The 20,477-nt window shown below is 65.3% G+C and carries 18 protein-coding genes, 1 tRNA gene and 1 pseudogene; 12 read left to right on the top strand and 8 right to left on the bottom strand.

Annotated features, from left to right (window positions below; genetic code table 11):
* The first annotated feature begins 64 nt into the window (after nt 1-64).
* From ACGFK1_RS27515 to ACGFK1_RS27485, 7 genes and pseudogenes are all read left to right on the top strand, one after another.
* On the top strand, nt 65-1,195 hold the full coding sequence (locus ACGFK1_RS27515) for an acyl-CoA dehydrogenase family protein (protein WP_393437090.1): 1,131 nt from the start codon (nt 65-67) through the stop codon (nt 1,193-1,195).
* Entirely contained in the window at nt 1,192-2,196 is a 1,005-nt protein-coding gene (locus ACGFK1_RS27510; RefSeq protein ID WP_393437087.1) for an LLM class F420-dependent oxidoreductase, read from the top strand. The genes ACGFK1_RS27515 and ACGFK1_RS27510 overlap by 4 nt, the downstream gene beginning before the upstream one ends.
* Nucleotides 2,193-3,188: pseudogene (locus ACGFK1_RS27505) on the top strand (NADP-dependent oxidoreductase); the annotation flags it as partial. The gene ACGFK1_RS27510 and the pseudogene ACGFK1_RS27505, both read left to right, overlap by 4 nt.
* A tRNA-Thr gene (locus tag ACGFK1_RS27500) sits at nt 3,140-3,226 on the top strand. The pseudogene ACGFK1_RS27505 and the gene ACGFK1_RS27500, both read left to right, overlap by 49 nt.
* A gap of 240 nt (nt 3,227-3,466) precedes the next feature.
* Complete coding sequence (locus ACGFK1_RS27495; protein WP_393437084.1) at nt 3,467-5,314, top strand: CocE/NonD family hydrolase; 1,848 nt, start codon at nt 3,467-3,469, stop codon at nt 5,312-5,314.
* A gap of 67 nt (nt 5,315-5,381) precedes the next feature.
* Nucleotides 5,382-6,740 (top strand): MFS transporter, encoded by a 1,359-nt coding sequence (locus ACGFK1_RS27490; RefSeq protein ID WP_393437081.1) that lies wholly within the window; start codon nt 5,382-5,384, stop codon nt 6,738-6,740.
* Between the two features lie 66 nt (nt 6,741-6,806).
* Nucleotides 6,807-7,919 (top strand): spore photoproduct lyase family protein, encoded by a 1,113-nt coding sequence (locus tag ACGFK1_RS27485; RefSeq protein ID WP_393437079.1) that lies wholly within the window; start codon nt 6,807-6,809, stop codon nt 7,917-7,919.
* A 4-nt stretch (nt 7,920-7,923) separates the two neighbouring features.
* On the opposite strand, the gene ACGFK1_RS27480 is transcribed toward ACGFK1_RS27485, so the two are convergent.
* Together ACGFK1_RS27480 and ligD are read right to left on the bottom strand one after the other, a co-directional pair.
* Complete coding sequence (locus ACGFK1_RS27480; protein ID WP_393437076.1) at nt 7,924-9,297, bottom strand: MFS transporter; 1,374 nt, start codon at nt 9,295-9,297, stop codon at nt 7,924-7,926.
* A complete protein-coding gene (ligD, locus tag ACGFK1_RS27475) occupies nt 9,294-10,250 on the bottom strand; it encodes a non-homologous end-joining DNA ligase (protein ID WP_393437074.1) in 957 nt (318 codons plus the stop codon). The genes ACGFK1_RS27480 and ligD overlap by 4 nt, the downstream gene beginning before the upstream one ends.
* Nucleotides 10,251-10,395: 145 nt before the next feature.
* Here ligD and ACGFK1_RS27470 point away from each other — a divergent pair, with 145 nt between their 5' ends.
* The 3 genes from ACGFK1_RS27470 (at nt 10,396) to ACGFK1_RS27460 (ending at nt 12,172) form a co-directional block, all read left to right on the top strand.
* The gene (locus ACGFK1_RS27470) at nt 10,396-10,941 is read left to right on the top strand and encodes a CsbD family protein (protein WP_393437072.1); all 546 of its coding nucleotides are present in this window, start codon (nt 10,396-10,398) and stop codon (nt 10,939-10,941) included.
* Nucleotides 10,938-11,597, top strand: coding sequence for an IF2 family translation initiation factor (locus tag ACGFK1_RS27465; protein ID WP_393437069.1), 660 nt, complete (start codon nt 10,938-10,940; stop codon nt 11,595-11,597). The genes ACGFK1_RS27470 and ACGFK1_RS27465 overlap by 4 nt, the downstream gene beginning before the upstream one ends.
* 65 nt (nt 11,598-11,662) lie before the next feature.
* Nucleotides 11,663-12,172 (top strand): hypothetical protein, encoded by a 510-nt coding sequence (locus tag ACGFK1_RS27460; RefSeq protein WP_393437067.1) that lies wholly within the window; start codon nt 11,663-11,665, stop codon nt 12,170-12,172.
* Between the two features lie 18 nt (nt 12,173-12,190).
* On the opposite strand, the gene ACGFK1_RS27455 is transcribed toward ACGFK1_RS27460, so the two are convergent.
* On the bottom strand, nt 12,191-12,970 hold the full coding sequence (locus tag ACGFK1_RS27455; RefSeq protein ID WP_393437065.1) for an SDR family oxidoreductase: 780 nt from the start codon (nt 12,968-12,970) through the stop codon (nt 12,191-12,193).
* 164 nt (nt 12,971-13,134) lie between these two features.
* Here ACGFK1_RS27455 and ACGFK1_RS27450 point away from each other — a divergent pair, with 164 nt between their 5' ends.
* The gene (locus tag ACGFK1_RS27450; RefSeq protein ID WP_393437062.1) at nt 13,135-13,983 is read left to right on the top strand and encodes a helix-turn-helix transcriptional regulator; all 849 of its coding nucleotides are present in this window, start codon (nt 13,135-13,137) and stop codon (nt 13,981-13,983) included.
* Here the strand turns inward: ACGFK1_RS27450 and ACGFK1_RS27445 are convergent.
* Entirely contained in the window at nt 13,970-15,382 is a 1,413-nt protein-coding gene (locus ACGFK1_RS27445) for an NCS2 family permease (protein WP_393437059.1), read from the bottom strand. The genes ACGFK1_RS27450 and ACGFK1_RS27445 overlap by 14 nt on opposite strands.
* Nucleotides 15,383-15,572: 190 nt before the next feature.
* The gene (locus ACGFK1_RS27440) at nt 15,573-16,637 is read right to left on the bottom strand and encodes a M42 family metallopeptidase (protein ID WP_393437235.1); all 1,065 of its coding nucleotides are present in this window, start codon (nt 16,635-16,637) and stop codon (nt 15,573-15,575) included.
* 108 nt (nt 16,638-16,745) lie between these two features.
* Between ACGFK1_RS27440 and ACGFK1_RS27435 the strand changes: the two genes are divergently transcribed.
* The gene (locus tag ACGFK1_RS27435; RefSeq protein WP_393437056.1) at nt 16,746-17,957 is read left to right on the top strand and encodes an acyl-CoA dehydrogenase family protein; all 1,212 of its coding nucleotides are present in this window, start codon (nt 16,746-16,748) and stop codon (nt 17,955-17,957) included.
* On the opposite strand, the gene ACGFK1_RS27430 is transcribed toward ACGFK1_RS27435, so the two are convergent.
* From ACGFK1_RS27430 to ACGFK1_RS27420, 3 genes are all read right to left on the bottom strand, one after another.
* Nucleotides 17,954-18,262, bottom strand: coding sequence for a hypothetical protein (locus ACGFK1_RS27430; protein ID WP_393437053.1), 309 nt, complete (start codon nt 18,260-18,262; stop codon nt 17,954-17,956). The two genes, ACGFK1_RS27435 and ACGFK1_RS27430, sit on opposite strands and share 4 nt — an antisense overlap.
* A gap of 380 nt (nt 18,263-18,642) precedes the next feature.
* On the bottom strand, nt 18,643-19,056 hold the full coding sequence (locus ACGFK1_RS27425) for an STAS domain-containing protein (protein WP_393437050.1): 414 nt from the start codon (nt 19,054-19,056) through the stop codon (nt 18,643-18,645).
* Between the two features lie 117 nt (nt 19,057-19,173).
* The gene (locus ACGFK1_RS27420) at nt 19,174-20,424 is read right to left on the bottom strand and encodes a DNA polymerase domain-containing protein (RefSeq protein ID WP_393437047.1); all 1,251 of its coding nucleotides are present in this window, start codon (nt 20,422-20,424) and stop codon (nt 19,174-19,176) included.
* Nucleotides 20,425-20,477 lie beyond the last annotated feature (53 nt).

Below are 20,477 nucleotides of genomic sequence, written 5' to 3'. Positions count from 1 at the left end.
CGGTGAAGCTACGTGGCGTAGCTTTAAGCTACACGAATGTAGCTTGTGGAGAGGCCGGGACGCGGTGAACGCTGACACGACACGACCAGACATCCAGCAGCACGCCCGCCGGATCGCGGAGATGGCAAGCGGCTTGGGGCAGCAGATCGATGCCGGGCGCCGACTACCCGTCGATCTCGTCGATGCCCTGCGCGAGGCCGGCCTGCTGCGTGCAGGTGCTCCCGCCGAGGTGGGTGGTGGCGAATTGGACCCTGGCACGGCGCTGCGCTGCGCCGAGGAGATTGCCCGTGGCGACGCCTCGGCCGGTTGGTGCGTTTCGATAGCGACAACCGCCAGCCTGCTCGTCGCCTACTTGCCGCCGACCAGTCGGGAGGAGTACTTCGGCGGCGGACGCGGCGTGGCCGCGGGCGTGTGGGCGCCACACGGTAAAGCCCGCACGGTTCCCGGTGGGGTGGTGGTGACGGGCCGATGGGCGTTCTGCAGCGGCATCACACATGCCGACGTGCTGTTCGCCGGTTGCGTGCACGACGACCGACCCGCGGTTGTCGCGTTGCCCACGGCGCAGTTGCAGGTGCTCGATACGTGGCACACTCTGGGCCTGCGGGGAACCGGCAGCCACGACGCGGTGGCCGACGACGTGTTCGTCCCCGCTGACCGTGTGCTGTCCATCTTCGACGGGCCGATGATCGACCGGCCGCTGTACCGCTTCCCGCCCTTTGGATTCTTCGCCGCATGCATCACCGCGGCCGCAATGGGCAACGCCCGCGCCGCGATCGACGACTTCGTCGAGTTGGCCGGCGCCAAAAAGGGTGTCTCGTCGGCGCGCACACTCGCCGAACGTCCGACCGTCCAGGCGGCCGTCGCGGCGGTAGAGGCGGATCTGGAGAGCGCCAGGGCGCTGTACTATCAGGCCGTCGAAACCGCCTGGCGGGCAAGCCAAGCCGACCCGCCGGTGCCGGTGGAAGCGCGTACCCGATTGCGGCTGGCTGCCACGCACGGGGTTCGTACGGCCGCCGACGTCGTGCGCAGGATGTACGACCTGGCCGGCGGCAGCGCCATCTACGACGGGGCACCGTTGCAGCGCCGCTTCCGAGACGCTTTCACCGCGACCGCACACTTTCAGGTCAATCTGGCCTCGCGTGAACTTCCCGGCCGCATCCTGCTCGGCCAGCCAACAGAAGCGGCGATGCTGTGAGGGAGTCAATCGAGGCGGTGCTTCCGTTCTGGCTCAACCGGCCCGACGACGAGGCGGTTGACATCGCACTCGCGGCCAGAAACGCAGGCCTGAAACGACTTTGGATCGGCGAGATGGCCAGCTTCGACGCGTTCGCGTTGGCGACCGCAATCGGAGTGCAGGCGCCAGGTCTGCGGCTCGCACTGGGGCCGCTGCCCATCAGCGTCCGGACCCCCGCAGCCATTGCACTGGGCGCCGGTTCGGTCGCGATGTTGACCGGCCGCGAACCAGACGTCGCGCTGGGGGCCTCCAGCCCGGTCATCGTCGCCGGGTGGCACGACCGTGACTGGCGGCACAGCGCTGCCCGTATGCGCGAGACCGTCGAGTGCCTACGTCCGATGTTGCGCGGCGAGCGCGCCGACTTCAACGGACGCCATGTCCGCAGTCACGGCTTCCGGCTTCGTCAAGCGTTGCCGCAGAGCACCGTTGGTATCGGATGCTTCGGCCCGAGGATGATTCGGTTGGCGGCTGAACTCGCCGACGAGGTGGTGTTGAACCTGGCGACGCCCGAACGTGTCGCCGCCGTCCGCGAACGGGTGAACGCGCACGCCGCCGCGGTAGACCGCCAACCGCCCCGCCTGACGGTATGGGTACCTGCCGCGCTGGGACCGGGCGATGCGTCATTGCGACAGGCCGCCGGGCAGTTGGCCGTCTATCTCGCGCCGCCCGGGTACGGCGAAATGTTCGCCGATCTCGGTTATCCCGACCTGGTCGAGAAGGCACGCGCAGGCACCCGTCGTTCCGAGTTGGCGGCGGCCATCCCGCTCGACCTCGTCGAACAAATCGGCGTGTTCGGCGACCCGGAACAGATCGCCGCGCGGCTGCAGGCCTACCTGCGCGCCGGCGCTGACACGGTGGCGGTGGTGCCTGCCACCGCGGAAGACGAAGCGGGCCAGGCGGTTCTCGACTGTGCCGCCGCCACCAACCGATTGTTGTCGACAACTCAGGAGCGGAGCCAGTGAAAACCGTGAACATCCAGTGCCGACTGGCCGCGCGCCCAACGGGGCGGATCACGCGCGATGACTTCGCGTTCGTCGAGGAGCCCATTCCGGTCGCCGGTGATGGCGAGTTCGTGGTCGCCATCGACTACTTGTCGATCGATCCCGCGATGCGTACCTGGATGAACGAAGGTCGCTCCTACGTTCCGCCGGTAGGCATCGGCGAAGTCATGCGCGCGTTGGCAATTGGGCGGGTCGTCGAGTCGCGACACCGGGACTTCGCGGCAGGAGATGTGGTATCCGGCCTGTTCGGCGTTCAGGACTTCGCCACGTCCGATGGCGCGGGCGTCACCAAGATCGACACCTCAGTGGCGCCGCCAACCACCTACCTGGCGGCGCTGGGCATCAGCGGTCTGACCGCCTACTTCGGGTTGCTCGAGATCGGCAAGCCGGCGCAGGGCCAGACCGTGTTGGTGTCCGGGGCGGCCGGGTCGGTTGGCAACGTCGTCGGGCAGATCGCCCGCATCGAAAGCTGCCGGGTGGTCGGTATCGCCGGCGGTGAGCAAAAGTGCCGCTGGCTCGTCGAGCAGGTCGGGTTCGACGCCGCGATCGACTACAAGACCACCGACGTGCGCGCGGAACTGAAGACCCACGCGCCCAACGGTGTCGACGTCTTCTTCGACAACGTCGGTGGCGCGACCTTGGAGGCCGCTCTCGCCAGGTTGGCCCACGGCGCCCGCATCGTGCTCTGCGGTGCGGTATCGCAATACAACGACGCCCCACGTGGACCTGCGAATTACATGCAGCTGTTGGTTGCGCGTGCGTCGATGACCGGTTTCGTCATCTTCGACTACGCCAGCAGGTATCCGGAAGGCCTTGAGCAACTGAGCAATTGGCTGACCGACGGTCGGCTCCGTTCGCATGAGCACATCGAAACCGGGCAAATCAGCGACTTCCCCGATGCGCTGCTCACGCTGTTCAACGGCGAGAACACCGGAAAGCTCATCCTTGCCGTGTGAGCGCGGGCCTGCAGGTTAGAGTCCTGCCGAGCGCACTGGGGTCGTTGGTGAAATGGCTTATCACTCTCGGCTTTTACCCTATTCCGGGTTCGAGCCCCTGGCGGCCCACCACACCAAGAGCCGTGAGCAGTGGGATAGCACCAGATTCTTGACCTGGGGACGGGGGATTGAAACCCTCACGGCGCTCGGCACCCGTAGCTGAACGGACAGCGCAGCGGGTTTGCCGGTTCGAGCCGCGCCGGAGGCTCAGAACTTCACGTACTAGCTTTGAGGAAATGCGCTCCGTTGCCATCCGCCTCTGCGTCATCGCTGCGGCCACGATGTTGGCCCTGACCGGTTGCACCGCCGGCGAACAGGGCGCCCCGGCGCGGTTTCCCGGTCATGCGGGGCGCGGGCCGTGCGCCGTCACCAAGCAGTCCGACGTGCCGGCGACGATGCGCGACGGCACTGTTCTGCGCGCAGATGTCTACCGGCCGCGCACCGCCGATGCCGTACCGGTGATCCTGATGCGGACCCAATACGGGAAGTCGGATGCACAGGCCGGATCGCGTTACCAGCCACCGGATTGGTTCGCATCGCACTGCTATCTGGTCGTCATTCAGGACGTGCGCGGCCAAGGCGCATCAGGCGGCACGTTCAACGAGTTCACCCACGAGATGGCCGACGGCTACGACACGGTCGAGTGGGCCGCCGGGTTGCCAGGATCCAACGGCAAGGTCGGGATGTACGGGTCGTCATACGTCGGCGCCACGCAGTGGCTGGCCGCGGTGACCGCGCCGCCGCACCTCACGACGATCGTGCCCGCCAACACCGCGTCGGACTACTACGACGGATGGACCTATGAGGGCGGCGAATTCCGGCTGGCTTTCGTCGAGCCGTGGGCGATGGGACTGGCCACCTCGGCGGCGCAGAACCGCAACGACCAGGCCACGGTCGAGCAATTGAAGGCCGCGGGTGCTGACCCGACGCGCTGGATGAACTTCCGGCCGTTGAAGGACTTGCCGCCGCTGCAACCTCAGAACCCCGCTGTTGCCCCGTGGTACTTCGACTGGCTCAGGCACTCCGCTCGCGATGGCTTCTGGCGCCAGTTCAGCATCAGGGAGCGCTACCCATCGGTGAAGGTACCTGTGCTCGACTTCGAGGGGTGGTATGACGCCTTCCTCGCCGGCGGAACACAGAACTTCGCCGGTATGGCGGCGCACGGGGGCACCGAATTCGCCCGCGACAACCAACGTCTGGTCATCGGGCCGTGGGACCACGTCGACTGGGGGCGACCGGACGCTGCCCCGGCGCCGCTGTTGAAGTCCATTGGCGCGGTAGCCAACAGCCCCATCAACGACTTGATGCTGGCGTGGTTCGACCATTTCCTCAAGGGCCAGAAGAACGATGTCGCCGGCAAACCGCGGGTCGACTATTTCGTGATGGGCGCCGACACGTGGAAGTCGGCAACGAGTTGGCCTCTTCCACAGACGAAGTGGACCACCTACTTTCTCTCAGGACCGGGAGGAATCAAGCCTCGCAAAGGCGAACTGGTGACCACCGCCCCTACCGCGCAGCCTCCGGACGTCTACACCTACGACCCGGCGTTTCCGGCACCGAGCCTGGGCGGTCACTCCTGCTGTTCAGCAAGCGCGGGCCCGCAGGGGCCTTACGACCAAACTCCTGTCGAGCAGCGATCAGACGTCCTGGTGTACACCAGTGCGCAACTGGACCGTGACACCGAGGTGACTGGTCCGATTTCCGTTCGCCTGTGGGCTCAAACCACCGCGCCAGACACCGATTTCACCGCAAAGCTGGCGGTGGTCAAGTCCGACGGTGCGGTCATCAATCTCAACAACGGCATCGTGCGCACGTCTTTTCGGGACTCGTTGTCAGATCCGGCGCCTACCACGCCAGGTCGCGCGTATGAGTACCAAATTCAAGTATGGCCAACGAGTTACGAATTCCGTGCGGGTGATCGCATCCGGCTGGAGATATCCAGCAGCGACTATCCCCAGTTTGCTCCGAACCCCAACACCGGCGCGGGGTTTGGATCCGACGCGGCGACACAGACGGCGACCCAAAGCGTCCTGCACGACGCGCAGCACCCCTCCTCGCTGACGCTGCCTGTGATCCCCGGCTGAATTCGCGTTTAAAAGTCCTCGGCGTGGCGCATCCTATGAAGTGGCGTCGGTCACAGGAGGTCATCGGATGGCTGTTGGAGATGATGGGTCAGCCCGCACGGCACAGCTCGATCCGGGTCAGCGTCAAGTTCAAGTGCGGCGGGCCGCGCTGGCGAGCGCGATCGGCACCACCATCGAGTGGTACGACTTCTTCCTCTACAACACGGCGGCCGCGCTGGTCTTCCCGCACTTGTTCTTCCCCGCGTCCAGCACCTACGCCGGCGCGATGCAGTCCTTCGCCACCTACTTCGTCGGGTTCGCCGCCCGCCCGATCGGCGCGGCCATCTTCGGACACTGGGGCGACCGCATAGGCCGCAAGACGACACTGATCATCACGCTGCTGGTGATGGGTCTGGCCTCGGCCGTCATCGGCGTGCTGCCCGGCACCGAGGCAATCGGGGTTGCCGCACCACTGCTGCTCGTGGCGCTTCGGGTGCTGCAGGGCATCGCCGTCGGCGGCGAGTGGAGCGGCTCAGTGCTGCTGACCATGGAATGGGGCGACCAGAAGAGGCGTGGTCTGCTCGGCAGCTTCGCTCAGGTCGGCGTTCCCGTCGGGCTGGTGTTGGGCACAGGCGGGATGACCCTGCTGTCCGCCACGATGTCGGATGAGGCGTTCAATTCGTGGGGCTGGCGAGTGCCGTTCCTGGCGAGTCTGGTGCTGGTCGCGATAGGCCTGGTCATCCGGCTGAAGATCCTCGAGACGCCGATGTTCAGCAAGGTGCTGGACGAAGGGAAAGCCGCGACCGCGCCGGTCGCGGAAGTGGTCCGTCGGCACTGGCGCGAGATCCTGCTCTCCGCCGGGCTGCGGTTCGCCGAGCAGATGCCCTTCTATCTGTTCACCACATTCGTCTTGACCTATGTTGTGCAGCGCCACCATTACAGCAAGACCTTCGTGCTGACCGCCGTACTCGTCGGCGCCGCCGTTGAACTGGCGACGATCCCGTATTTCTCCCATCTCTCCGATTCGGTGGGCCGAAAACGGGTCTACCTCGCAGGGGCGGTGATCGCGGGCCTCGGCGCGTTCCCGTACTTCATGGTGCTGACGCACGGCGGGCAGCTGTCGATCTTCATCGCGGTCGTGTTGTCGATGATCGTGCACTCGATGATGTACGGACCGCAGGCGGCGCTGATCGGAGAAAGCTTCCCGACGCATCTGCGCTACGGCGGCGCGGGGCTCGGCTACCAGCTGGCATCGGTGTTCGCGGGCGGACCGGCTCCGCTGCTGGCGACGTGGCTCCTGCACGAAACCGGAACGCCGTATTCGATCTCGATCTACATCGTCGTTGCGGCGGTCGTCACCGTGGTCTGTTGTCTTGCGCTGCCTGACCGTTCACGCGTCAACATAGACGATTCGGCGATCTACGACCGGGTGCCCGCAGCGCGTTGACCTGCACCGAGGTGCCCTTCGAGCCCACGATCGGAACCCCGCTGGACGCGGCCGCGTTGTAGCTCTGTGACGTCCACGCTGGGAACTGATACACCGCCCCGCCGGACGCCGGCCGACCTCGCGGGTCGACTGCTCGACGTCAAGCGGATCTTTCACGAACCCGACATCGACCGGTTCCCCCGCGCCCGTCAGGTACTCGACCGGTTCCCCGGCGCACAGCGAATCGAGGTGCCTTCGCATCAAGCGATTCCGGGCCTGTACGGCAACGAGGGCAACGTCGACGACTGGGTCCGCATCAAGCGGGAAGTGCTCGTCCTCGGCGAGAAGAAGAGCCTTTCGGCGCGCCGCAACGAACGCTCCAGCGACTGGATCGCGCCGTCGACGGCGAACGGGTGCGCGATGGCGTGCTCGTACTGCTACGTGCCGCGCCGCAAGGGCTACGCCAACCCGGTCACGGTGTTCGCCAACATCGACAGGATCACCGGCTACCTCGAACGGCACGCCGCCCGGCAAGGCACAAAGCCGGCGCCGAACCAGTGCGATCCCGACGATTGGGTCTACGACATCGGTGAGAACAGCGACTGTTCGGTCGACGCAATGGTTTCTGACAACGTTCGCGATCTTGTCGATCTGTTCGCGCGAGTCCCCAACGCGAAAGCCAGCTTTGCCACCAAGCTCGTCAACCGCGATCTGCTCACCTACGCTCCCCGCGGCGGCACCAGGGTGCGCTTCAGCCTGATGCCGGAGGACACGTCACGCCTCGTCGACGTGCGCACCTCCAAGATCGCCGATCGGATCGCCGCGCTTGACGACTTCGTCGAAGCCGGCTACGAAGCGCACCTGAACTTCAGCCCGGTGATCGTTCACGAGAACTGGCTGGCGGACTGGGCAGCACTGCTCGAGCAAATCGCCGACGGCACCAACGAGCGCACCAAGCGGCAACTGGCGGCCGAGGTGATCTTTCTGACCCACAACGAGGGGCTGCACGACGTGAATCTCGGCTGGCACCCCAAGGGTGAAGATCTGCTGTGGCGGCCGGATCTGCAGCAGCTCAAACGCAGCCAGAGCGGCCAGTGGAACGTCCGCTACAAGAGCCCGTGGAAGGGTCGCTGGGTGCAGCAGCTCACCGATCTGGTCGGCGAATTGCTGCCCAGCTGTCGAATCCGCTACGCCTTCTGACGCGTCAGCTGATCTGTTGGACCTTCTCCAATTCGAGGCCGGTGCTGCGCGGACCAAGCAGCCCGACATCGAGGCAGAGCAGGACGATCAGGACCGCCGACCCGGAGAACACTGCGACAGGCCCGAGCGCCGCCAGTGCGGGGACGGCGATGAACGGCAGCACGGTCGACGTCGCGCGGGACAGCGAATAGCAGATGCCGCTAGCTGTGCTGCGGATCGCGGTCGGGAAGATCTCGGCCTGGTAGATGTGAAACGCGTTGGAGAAGATGTTCGAAACGGCGGTGAGCAGGAATCCCGCCACGACGATCAACGCCACGTGATCGGCGGCGGCAAACACCATGCCGCATACGCCGATTCCGAGTGCCGAGCCCATGATCAAGAATTTCCGCTCGAACCGCTCGACCAGCGGCACCGAGATCAGGGATCCCAGCGGATAGCCGGCGAACGTGAGAGCTGCGTATCCGAGCGACTGCGTCACTTCAAAGCCCTTGCTCACCAGCACCAATGGGGCCAGCGTGCCGAATCCGTAGTACGCCACCGTCTGCAACACCTGGAAGATGATCAGCATCACCGTGCGTTTCCGGTAATCCCGGAAGGCGATACGCAACACGTCGCGCACGGTGCGCGCATCGTCTTTGCCGAGCGCCGTGTCCGCCTGCGTCGCAGGCAACGGGGTGCCTGGTGCGACGTTGGCGACGATCGATGCGACCACTGCGCGTGCCTCCGCGTTGCGGCCGCGGCTTTCCAGCCAACGTGGCGACTCCGGCAGCATGGTGCGAACCGCGAGCACGAATACCGCGCCGAACGCGCCGAAAACCAGCAACCACCGCCATCCGTCGAAGCCGAGTAACTGGTGGTGCGCGACGAGCTTGCCGCCCAGCAGCGCCGCGAGTGGCACACCGACGAAGCCGAGCGTGTACGCCCAAGCCGTCAGGCGGCCACGGACCTTCGCAGGCAGGAATTCGGCTAGGTAGGTGTCCACGAGAACCAGTTCCGCGCCGAGTCCGATGCCTGCCAGAAAACGCAGTACGAGGAACGTCTCGATGTTCGGTGAAAACGCGGTCATCAGTGAAAACAACGAGTAGACAAGCAAATTCAGGATGAAAACCCGTCGGCGCCCGAGCCGATCCGCGACGATTGACAACACGTTTGCGCCAACGAACATGCCAGCGAACCCGGACGCGATCACCATCGCCTTGCCGAGTGTGCCAAGGTGAAATTCGGTGGCCAGTACCGGTGCCAGCACACCGCCGAGGAAGACCTCGTACAGATCGAAGAATGTGCCGAGGCCGACGATGACGACCAACCGCCAATGCCAACGGGTGACGGGAAGGCGTTCCAAAACCGACGTCGCCGCCGCCAACTCAGTACCTGTCACCGACTCCTCCTCGCCGCCCTGGCGCGGCGCTTTCCCTCGTGCATGGCTGCGACCCTGGCGACGGGAATCGTACGGCCGAACTCTATGAGTTCGCGCGGCAGGCGTTGTGGTGCGGGCATGGCCTCGGCCCACGGGTCACGGCCGGAAAGCGCGTCGACCGCCGTGTGCAGCGTGAAGTCGGAGGGGGTGACGTCGTCGAGGTCGGCCCAGTCCAGAGGAAACGACACCGGTATGCGTGGACGAAGACGGGGACTGTAGGCGGCGACGACTGTCGCGCCGCCGGCCCGAGTGGAGTCGACAAACACCTTCCCCTCGCGGTCTTCGACGATGAAAGCGGTTGTGGCGATGGACGGATCGAGCGCCGCGGCCCGAGCGGCAAGCGCTCGGGTAGCCGCCGCTACGTCATCGCCCGGCGCGTTGCCATCGACCGGTACGAAGACGTGCAGTCCCTTGGCGCCGCTCGTCTTGACCACACCGGCCAAGCCACTGTCCGCCAGGGCTTGACGCACCAGGCGGGCGACGGCCACGACAGCGCGGAAATCTGTATCGCGGGGCGGATCAAGATCGAGCACCAAATGCGTCGGGTGGTAGATGTTGTCGGCCAGCCCGAGTGAGGGGTGGTATTCGACAGCGCGCTGGTTGGCCAGCCACAGCAGAGTCCGTCGGTCATTGCACAGCGGATAGCGCACCTCGCGCCTCGAGGCCTCCGCCCAGATGGTGACGGTCTTCACCCAATCGGGGGTGTACTTCGGCGCGTTCTTCTGCATGAACGGTGGCTGTCCTCGCAGCACGCGCATCACGGTCAGTGGCCGGTCGGTCAGAACGGGCAGCATGCGGTCGGCGACCGCCTGCAGGTAGTCGACCAGGTCACGCTTGGTGGCGTCCGAATCCGGGCTCAGCGGTTGATCGAGATTAGTCAGCTGCACTCCGGCGCGCTGCTCTCCGCCGCTCATGTTTCGACCCTATCCGCGTTTGGATGGCGCCCAACCGGCTAACCCCAGTCCCGGCCCGCCGCTGGGCCGTGGCGCCGCCCGCACGGTGTTTTGGGCTGCCAGATACGTGGAATCCGGGCGGGAATCGACGAACGAGGGGAATGGGATGACTGATTCCGGTAAGGCCGACCAGGCTCGCAAAGGCTTGATCGACTCGGTGAAAGGCAAGGCGAAGGAAGTCGTCGGCGCGGTGACCGGTAACGATTCGCTGACCGCGGAGGGGCAACTGGAGCAGACCGAGGCGCAGCAGCGCAAACAGGCCAGTAAGGCAGAGGCGATCGCTGACGCCGAGGCGCGCGAGGCGAGGGCGAAGGCCGCTGAGGCCAAGCGTGAGGGCGCCGCCGAGCGCAGTGCGGTGAACGCCGAAGCGGCGGCAGAAGAAACGCAGATCCGGACGGAGCAGGCGGCGCAGAAGCGCGCCGCCGAACAGGCCGCTCATCAAGATCTGACCAAGCAGCAGGCAGAAGCTGAACGTGACGCGCAACGCCGGGTGGAGCAGGCCAAGGCAGAGGAGCGAGAGGCGATCCGCGCCGCGGATGAAGAGGTCGCTGACGCCCTCGACGACCACAAGGAGGCGGTTCGCGAATCTGCCAAGGCGAGAGCCGAGGCGGACCGGCTCAGGGCGCAGGCTGACACTAGGAGTGACCGATGAGCATCACCGATTTCCCGTTCGCAGTCTTCAAGATTCAGTACCGGCTCGCGCGGCTGCCGCTGCAGTTGGTGGATGATCGGGTGTTCGGTCGGATGGAGTCCGATGCGCCGGCGCGGCTGTTCTACGAGCGCTCACTTGGCATGCTGGACATGACTGTCGGAAACCTGCTACGGGTGCCCGAACTCCAACAGCGAGGGGCGGAGTTGGTCGCGCGCGCCGATGCTCTTCGACAGGCGGCCGAATTGGATGCTGCCGCAACCGAGAACATCAAGGCGGCGGGATCCAACGTGCGGGCCAGCCGGGAGAAGGCGGAGAAAGAGCGCGAACAGGCCACGGCGGAGGAGGAGTCCGCCGCCAACAACGCCCGCGCAGCCGCGGCGAATCGCAAACGGGCCGCGGTGGACACCGCCGAAAAGCGCATCGCCGCAGGCAAGCAGCGGGCCGATGAGGCTGCCGCACAACGCGAAGCCGCTGTCGAAGCGGCCAAACGTGAAGAAGTGGCGATGGTCCGCGCCGCCGAGCAGAGCGCGGTCGCGGCAGCCGATGCCAAGCTGGAAGACGTCGAAGACAAGCGTGACACGGCGGCGAACAAGATCGCGACGGCCGACCGGCTAGAGGAGTTGGCCGACAACGAGAAGGAGCGGCGTCGAAGCTAACGATTAGGTTGTGATTCGGCGTCGACGCTCGCGCAGACGCGGCTGGCGTGCTGTGGTGAGGGTTGATGTCGTCTTCCTCGAATGCGGGCACAGCCCGGCTAATCGCCGCCATGGTGGCGTGTGCTGCGGTGTGCGGTTTACCGAGGGCCGCCGCCGCGCCGACGACCGACGCCCAGGGATACGTGGACTCGACCGCACGGTGTGCGTCGCCGAACTCTGCGGTGCTCTTCGGCAGTACCGACTCCTCGCGTGTGGCGATCTGCAAAACGCCGGGCGGCCAGTACGAATACCGGGGCGTGCGGATGCGCGATGGCGCCAGGCTGGTCGTGCCTGCGTCGTTGTCCAATGACGGTTTCGTCGCCGACAACGACGGCATCACCTACACCGTCACCGCCAAATCACTGGTGATCAGCCAGGGCGCCGACGTGATCCGTGACGAGCCGATGGTGGACACGCATCGAATGGACGCACCCGTCGGCCAGGGGCCCGGGCCAGGGCCCGCGCCCGCCACCCCGACACCGACGACGCCGTTGCCGCCGCCGCTACCAGCCGAGGTGGGTGGCAACAGGCGGTAGCGGCAACGGCAGTCGGCACTAGGAGGCTTGTTTGGTCGGCATGACCGTCAGCTGTTGGATGTTCACACGTGCGGGCTGCGAGGCCAAAAAGGTGATGGCCTCGGCGACATCACCCGGCGCCAGCCAATCGATCTGTCCCCGTGTGCTTTCCAGCCATTCCTGCGCGCCTGCATCGGTGACGTGGCCCTGCAACTCAGTTTCCACGATGCCCGGCTCGACAGCGCTGACGCGGACATTCTTGGCGCCGAGTTCCGCGCGCAGGGTCCGCGACATGTGAGTGACATACGCCTTGGTGCCCGAGTACACCGCGAAGTTCGGGAAGATGTTCTGCGCTGCAATCGATGACGTGTTGATCAGATCAGCGACGCCCTTCTCATCGGCTGCGGCGATCAGCTGCGGCACGAACGCAGCGACCGCGTTCATCAACCCGCTGATATTGATGTCGATCTGCTGCCGCCACTGTTCGATCGGCAACTCTTCGACAGGTGCGGGCAGCATGACACCCGCGTTGTTGAAAAGCAGGTCCACGGTCCCCAGTTCATTCGCGATCCTGGCGGCCGCGTCGCGCAGCGCGTCGGCATCGGTCACGTCGGCGGCGACGGCCAGCGCCGTACCACCGGATTCCTCGATCTCATTGACGAGCTTCTCCAGACGGTCGGCGCGGCGCGCGAGGACGGCGACCTTCGCGCCCGCGGCGGCGAGCCTCTTCGCGGTGGCTTCGCCGATGCCACTGGACGCGCCGGTGATGGCCGCGACGCGGCCGGCCAACGGAGCTGCGGTGTCGATCGAACTGGTCATGTGTGCACTCTCCTGTTGTGTCGGTAGCGGCGGTGGTGCCGCGTGCCTGAGACAACAACCAGGGGATGGCTCCGTAAGCCGCGAAACAGCGCCGCGGTCAACCTAGGTCCAGCAGACCTACGTTTGCAGGGACGCAGCACGCTCGCTTCCCTCAGACTGGCAATGTGGAGCACAACGCGGAGCTCGGGGAATTCCTGCGGAGCCGACGTGCCCGCCTGAGCGTGGAGGATGTGGCGATCGGCGGTACGGGGCGCACGCGGAGGGTGCCGGGGCTACGGCGCGAGGAGGTCGCCCAACTGGCCGGCGTCAGCGTGGACTACTACAGCCGACTGGAGCAGGGCCGCCACCTCAATGTCTCCGATGAGGTGCTCGACGCCGTGGCGCGCGCGCTGCGACTGGATGCCACCGAACGGTCCTACCTGTTCCAGGTGGCCCGCAAGAACCGTCGTGCCCGCCGCCGCGCGACCGCGCAAGTGCAGCGGGTCCGGACGGGGGTGCGTCGCATCCTCGAGACGCTCGATGACGTCGCTCCCGCCTTCGTGTTCGGTCGCCGAATGGACATCCTCGCCGCCAATCGTCTTGCGCGTGCGCTGATGGCCGACTTCGACACAATGCCACCGCGTGACCGAAACCTGTTGCGGTACGCCTTTCTCGACGAATCCACCCGAGAGTTGTTCGTCGACTGGGAGGAGCTGGCCCGTGACAACGTCGCGATACTGCGGATGGACGCCGGACGCCACCCCGACGATCCCGAACTCGTCGAGTTGGTGGGCGAGCTGTCGGTCAAGAGCCCGGAGTTCAGGCGATGGTGGGCGGATCACAATGTGCGCGAACGCACCCACGGGGTCAAGCGTTACCACCATCCGATCGTGGGTGACGTGACGGTGAACTACGAATCCGTTGCGGTGCTTGGTGACCCCGACCAGACGCTGTGCATCTATACCGCGGAGGCGGGGTCATCGTCGGAGGAAGCGTTGCGACTGCTCGCCAGCTGGACCGTCACAACCCGATGAGCGATTCGATCCAGCCGCGCGCGAAATAGAGCACGAAGCCCGCCGCCACCACCCACAGCAGCGGGCTGACGTCACGTGCCTTACCCGCTGCCGACCGCAGCGCCACCCATGCGATGAATCCGACGCCGATGCCGTTGGCGATCGAATAGGAGAACGGCATCACGGCCACCGTGAGAACCACAGGCACGGCCACCGAGAACTCGGAGATGTCGATGTGGCGCAGCTGCGACATCATCATCACGCCGACGATGACCAGCGCCGCCGCCGCCACCTCCGTCGGCACGATGGACGCCAACGGGGAAACGAACATGGCGGCCAGGAAGAGCACGCCTGTCACGAGGCTCGCCAGCCCCGTGCGGGCGCCTTCCTCGATGCCTGCGCCCGATTCGATGAACACGGTGTTGGACGACGATGACGTCGCCCCGCCCACCACGGCGCCCGCACCCTCGACGATCAACGCCGATCGCAGTCGAGGGAATGTCCCCTGGTCGTCGGCGAGGCCGGCCTCGCGTGCCAATCCGGTGAACGTACCCATGGCATCGAAGAAGTTCGCGAACACCAGCGTGAAGACCAGCATGACTGCGGCGAGCACGCCGATCCGCCCGAAGCTGCCGAAGCTGAAGTCGCCTGCGAGTGACAGGTCGGGCAGCGCGACCGGTGAACCCGACAGCGTCGGCACCGAAAGGCTCCACCCGCCGGGATGTTCGGTCGCTGCGCCAAGATGCCAGATCGCCTCGATGACCACCGCGAGCAGCGTGCCGATCACGAGGCCGATCAGGATGCCGCCACGCACCCGGCGCACGACGAGGATGCCGGTCACCAGCAGCGTGAACACGAAGACGACTGCGGGCACGGTGTTTATCGAGCCGACGCCTCCGTGACCGAGGCCTACCGGCGGTGACGATTGTCCGGTGGCGCCGATGAACCCTGCATCGACCAGTCCGATGAAAAGGATGAACAATCCGATCCCGGCCGTGATCGCGAGCTTGAGCTGCAACGGCACGGCGTCGAACACCAGCCTGCGCAGCCCGGTGACCGCAAGCAGCACGATGATCAGCCCGTCGATGACCACCAGGCCCATCGCCTCGGCCCACGTCACGGAGCCGACCACGGTGGTCGCCAGGAACGAGTTGATGCCGAGACCCGCAGCGAATGCGAACGGCAACCGCGCGATGACGCCGAAAAGTATCGTCATGGCGCCCGCGGCCAGTGACGTCATGGCCGAGACTTGGGCGAACTGGAGCTTCTGACCAGTGACGTCCGGCGCACTCGACAGGATGATCGGGTTCAGCACGATGATGTAGGCCATCGCGATGAAGGTGACGAGGCCGCCGCGGAGTTCGGCAGCAATCGATGACTGGCGTTCGGAGATTTCGAAGAACCGGTCCAAGCGACCCACGCTTAGACCCTAGAGTCACGTTCGCGCTGAGACCTCGGCGGGTTACCAGCGCCGTTCAGGCATCAGCCGACTGATCGTCCCCCGGTTCGTCGGCGCTCCCCGGGTATTCCGACGCGTCGTGCTGCGCGGGTTGCGCGTCCTCGACGGGCCGGTCAGCCAACAGCCAAGTAGTCCGCCTGCGCGGCCCTGGTCAACCCAGCAGAAACTCGACGAGCACATCACGCATGGCGGGGATTGCAGCGCGTCGGATGACTTCGTAACCGTGCGTGCTCAGCGTGGGAAGGCAGAGCAGTCCCGCGCGTGCCGTCAGCCCGTTGGCCTTTGCATGAGAGGCATCGGATTCGAAGGCGCCAAGCACGCCTGGCTGCGGATCCAAACCCAAATCCGTTGCCACTCTCATCAATTCGTCCGCGACCTCTTTGTCGTACACACACTGCGCATCGCTGTAGCCGACGATCGGTCCGCCACTGACGCTGGTGCCGTACTCCGCCTCGGTAGGGCCGACCTCCAGCGCGAGGGTGAGGTCGCCGGGCAGCCTCCGGCTCGCATACGACCCGCCGATACCGCCGATCTCCTCATCGGTCGTGAACACCAAGTAGACATCGCCGGCCGGGCGTCTCTCTGTGGCGCGCATCTGACGTGCCGCATCGAGTAGCGCGACGATCGCCGCGCGGTCGTCCATGAAGTAGCAGCCGAGATGGTCACCGAACTCGACGAGTGACCTCTTGCTGTTGTCGACGCACACCCGGGTGCCGGGGCGAATGCCCGCGGCCGATAATTCGTCGGTGCTGCGGCCGGTGAAGACGTAGACGTGCGTCCAGTCCAGCGCCTTGTCACCGCCGTCGGGTTTGGTCTCCCAGATCTGCTGACTTTCGCTGGTGGTGTGCTCCGAGCCCAGCGTCAGCACCCCGCACAGTGTCTCTTTCGCGCCGAGGATCGCCACTGGGCCAAGGCCGAAGTTGCCCGGGTACATCGTTCCCAGTTGCGTGAGATGCAGCGTGCCGTCGGGTTCGACGCGCTTGACGAGCATCGACAATTCGTCCATGTGGGCCATCACGCGGATGGCCGGGACCTTCGCATTCGGGTTGCCCCGAATCAAGCCGATGAGATTGCCCGCTTCGTCGATGTGCGTCTCGTCGACCAGTGGGCTGAGCTCACGCCTGCATATGTCGCGGACCGCGTCTTCCTGCCCGCACGGGCCGTACGTGAAGAGCAGTTCCTGCAACAGGTCGAGGGGAAAGCCTTGCTCGGTCACCGCGGTGACGTACCCAGCCCGGTAGTGAGGCACTCCACACAACCCGGACTTACCGGGCGGTAAGTATCAGTGTACGGTTGTTCACCGAATCAGAAAGGACGGTTGGCTGTGTCGTTTTCTCTTGAACTGTCTGAGGACGTCATCCAAATCAGGGACTGGGTTCATGAATTCGCCGCCGACGTCGTGCGCCCTGCCGCCGCGGAGTGGGATGAGCGTGAGGAAACCCCGTGGCCGATCATCAAGGAGGCCGCCAAGGTCGGCCTGTATTCCATGGAGTTGTTCGCCACCCAGGCCGCCGAACCGACCGGCCTCGGGATGTTGACCGTGTTCGAGGAATTGTTCTGGGGCGATGCGGGCATCGCGTTGTCGATCCTCGGCACCGGCTTGGCCGCCGCATCCCTGTCCGCCAACGGCACGCCGGAACAACTCGGCGAATGGCTGCCGCAGATGTTCGGTACGCCGGACGAGCCGTTGCTTGCGTCGTTCTGTTCGTCTGAGCCGGCCGCAGGCTCCGACGTGGGCGCGATCCTGACTCGTGCTCGTTACGACGAGGCCAACGACGAGTGGGTGCTCAACGGTGTGAAGACCTGGGCCACCAACGGCGGAATTGCCAACGTGCACATCGTCGTTGCGTCTGTGCATCCCGATCTGGGTAGCCGTGGCCAGGCCACGTTCATCATCCCGCCGAACACGCCCGGGTTCAAACAGGGGCAGAAGTTCAGCAAGCATGGGATCCGTGCCTCGCATACCGCCGAGGTGATTCTCGAGGACGTCCGCATTCCGGGTCGATTGATCGTCGGCGGCAAGGAGAAATTCGACGATCGCATCGCCCGCAGCCGCGAAGGGCAAAGCGCCGCAGCCCAAGCGGCGATGAAGACGTTCGAACGCACCCGCCCGGTGGTGGGTGCGATGGCGCTGGGGGTGGCACGGGCCGCCTATGAGTATGCGTTGGAATATGCGCAGCAGCGAGAACAGTTCGGCCGCAAAATCGGAGACTTCCAAGCGATCGCGTTCAAACTCGCCGATATGAAGACCCGCATTGACGCATCCCGGATGCTGGTGTGGCGGGCCGGCTGGATGGCTCGCAACAACAAGCCGTTCGTGAACGCCGAAGGGTCGATGGCCAAACTCGTCGCGAGCGAAACCGCGGTCTATGTGACCGATGAGGCGATCCAGATCCTCGGCGGCAACGGCTACACCCGTGACTATCCGGTCGAGCGGATGCACAGGGACGCAAAGATCTTCACGATCTTCGAAGGCACGAGCGAAATTCAGCGGCTTGTGATGGGTCGCGCGATCACCGGCCTGCCGATCCGCTAACCGGTCGAGCTGAACGAAAAGGCAAGCACGACAAAGGCGGCGATCAGCACCAGCCAGGCAACCAACGGAACGATGAACCCGTTACGGTGCCGGGCGGTGAAGAACGACAGCACGACCGCCGCGACTGCGACGATCGGCGTGCCGTATTGGATCAGTGTGAAACCGAGTTCACCGGGCCCCTGGCGCGGGCAGGGCTGATGGTTGCACCCTGCCGTGCCGAGCACCTGCACATAAAGGAAAACCACGACCGCGATAGCGCCCGGCACGGTGGCCAGCGCGAGTACCCAGTTCGCGGTGCGTCCCATGATCGTCACGTACCCAACCGGTCGATGGTCAAACCGCGCGAATCCCGCTGTACATCAACACCAACATCAAATCCACAGCCGCGGGCAAGCTGGTCGTCAGTGTCGGCGCCACTGCCGACGCTCCGCGGGGGTCAGCCTGCCCAGCCACGTCGGCTGCGTGGTGACATGGTGACGGTCAACCACCGCCACAGAGCGAGTGCGAGCAGCAGCGACGATCCGCACCCATGCCACCCAGGCCGGCCCGGTGGGCAGCGATCTCAGCCGGCTATGCGGTGCTCAGCGGGCGGTGAGAGCCAATGGCCGCGAACGCGGCTTGTGCCGGCCGTGCACAAGGTAGGCCAGCCACCGAATGTCGATTAGCACTGTGGTCGTCCCTGTCTCTAGGCGCTCTTCGTGAGGAGCGGAAGGAGCCGACGACGCTCCATCATGGCTTCGGCGAAGTTGTGCAGCGCGTCCGCAACCGATTCCACCGTCGGCAACTCGAGGCGGTCGTCGAAAGTCTGGACCGCTCGACTGACTGGTTGACTTGCGATCAGCGACCACTCGACGCCGGCGGCACTGCAGGCGTCGTCCAGTTCGGATAACAACGAAATGACATGTGGAGTAGCACAACTCACGCCGCTGAGATCCAGCACCACAGGCTTCTCCCTCAGGACGAAGCGCTTGGTGTACTGGCTGACCTTGTCGAGGTTCACATCATCGAGATTCCCGGTGACAGTCACCACCGTGGCCAGCTGGCGGCTGCACGCCCGCACCTGGGCACCGTCGCATTCGATTGCCGGATTGCCGTACATGTGCAGCCTCCCCTCGATTGCTTAACTGGTTACGAAGCTACGGAGCCGATTTAAGGCAACGGGGAGTAACGGCTAATACTTTATTAAGAACAGCTTTTGCATCGGTCAGCAAACGCCTCAGTCACGGCGCATCCATTGCGGTCCTGAGTAGTTCTCCCAGGGGTTGTAGTCGGCGATCAGCGGCTCCTGCGGCGGCCGCTGACCTTCGGGCACATGCTGCAAGTTGATCCTGATCCGGTACCAGATCGAGCTGGGACCCCGCATGCCGTCGACCAAAATGTCTGCCGGCTTGAGCATTTCGGCTACTGACGGGTAACGTCCGCGCCACTCGTCCAGTGCGGCCATCGCCTCGTCCTTGGTCCTGGTGCGCGCGACCTCGATGAGGGGCATCGAGGATTGACGCCGGCCCGTCCCCTTCTGTGCGGTTTTCCGGGTGCCCCTTGGCGCCTTCTCGGCGGGGCCCAACCGGTCGGCAAGCTCGAGTAGGCCGTCGAGGGTGCCGGGATGGTCGTCCATGCTCTCCCAGGGATCGCCGGTCTCCTCGAAGCGTTTCGGCACGGTCGCGATCGTGAAGTTCTCCGGCCTGCAGTCGACGACCTCGCCCCAGAACAGCGGCGTCGACACCCTGGCGTCAGCGGTGGCCCGAACGGAGTACGCGGACGCGACAGTGCGGTCGAACGCGTTTTGGTTGAAGTCGACGAACACTTCTTCGCCGCGTTCCTCTTTCCACCATCGCGCCGTCGCCTGGCCCGGTGCGCGGCGTTCCACTTCGCGGGCCACCGCTTGCGCGGCCAGCCTGACCAACTTGAAGGGCCACCGCCGCTCGATCCGCACGTAGATGTGAAAACCGCGGGAGCCCGATGTCTTCGGCCACGGTGTCAGGCCGTGCTCCTCGAGCACCTCGCGCGCGACCATGGCCACGTCGACGATCTGTCGCCACGGCACGCCGGGCATCGGGTCCAGATCGACACGCAACTCGTCGGGGTGAGCGAGATCGTCCGCGCGCACGGGGTGTGGATTCAGGTCGACGCAACCCATGTTGATTGCCCACACCAGCCCTGCGGCGTCGCGGAGGACAGCTTCCTTCGCCGACGTGCCCGACGCGTACTTCAGTTCGGCCACGTCGACGTAATCCGGTCGCTTCTCCGGTGCTCGCTTCTGGAAGACCGCCTCCTCGGTGATGCCCTTGACGAACCGTTTCAGGATCATCGGACGGTCGCTCACCCCCCGCAGCGCGCCGCCGGCGACGGAAAGGTAGTAGCGGACCAAGTCGAGTTTCGTGATCCCGATATCCGGGAAAACGGCCTTGTCAGGGTGGGTGATCATGACCTGCCGACCGTCCACGTCCAGCGACATGGGAGAGGCCATACCGTCATGGTAATTTCCCGGTCGCGTTGAGACGCCCGTCACTAGTGTGGGGT

Source organism: Mycobacterium sp. NPDC048908, from assembly GCF_043197955.1.
Taxonomy (GTDB): Bacteria; Actinomycetota; Actinomycetes; order Mycobacteriales; family Mycobacteriaceae; genus Mycobacterium.
This window is presented reverse-complemented; position numbering and strand designations above follow the sequence as displayed.

What these genes read in the sequence shown, in the direction of transcription:
- ACGFK1_RS27495 (WP_393437084.1), top strand. Translation starts at nt 3,467, where the DNA reads ATGCGCTCCGTTGCCATCCGCCTCTGCGTCATCGCTGCGGCCACGATG.
- ACGFK1_RS27490 (WP_393437081.1), top strand. Translation starts at nt 5,382, where the DNA reads ATGGCTGTTGGAGATGATGGGTCAGCCCGCACGGCACAGCTCGATCCG.
- ligD (WP_393437074.1), bottom strand. Translation starts at nt 10,250, where the DNA reads ATGAGCGGCGGAGAGCAGCGCGCCGGAGTGCAGCTGACTAATCTCGAT.
- ACGFK1_RS27470 (WP_393437072.1), top strand. Translation starts at nt 10,396, where the DNA reads ATGACTGATTCCGGTAAGGCCGACCAGGCTCGCAAAGGCTTGATCGAC.
- ACGFK1_RS27465 (WP_393437069.1), top strand. Translation starts at nt 10,938, where the DNA reads ATGAGCATCACCGATTTCCCGTTCGCAGTCTTCAAGATTCAGTACCGG.
- ACGFK1_RS27460 (WP_393437067.1), top strand. Translation starts at nt 11,663, where the DNA reads ATGTCGTCTTCCTCGAATGCGGGCACAGCCCGGCTAATCGCCGCCATG.
- ACGFK1_RS27455 (WP_393437065.1), bottom strand. Translation starts at nt 12,970, where the DNA reads ATGACCAGTTCGATCGACACCGCAGCTCCGTTGGCCGGCCGCGTCGCG.
- ACGFK1_RS27430 (WP_393437053.1), bottom strand. Translation starts at nt 18,262, where the DNA reads ATGGGACGCACCGCGAACTGGGTACTCGCGCTGGCCACCGTGCCGGGC.
- ACGFK1_RS27425 (WP_393437050.1), bottom strand. Translation starts at nt 19,056, where the DNA reads ATGTACGGCAATCCGGCAATCGAATGCGACGGTGCCCAGGTGCGGGCG.
- ACGFK1_RS27420 (WP_393437047.1), bottom strand. Translation starts at nt 20,424, where the DNA reads ATGGCCTCTCCCATGTCGCTGGACGTGGACGGTCGGCAGGTCATGATC.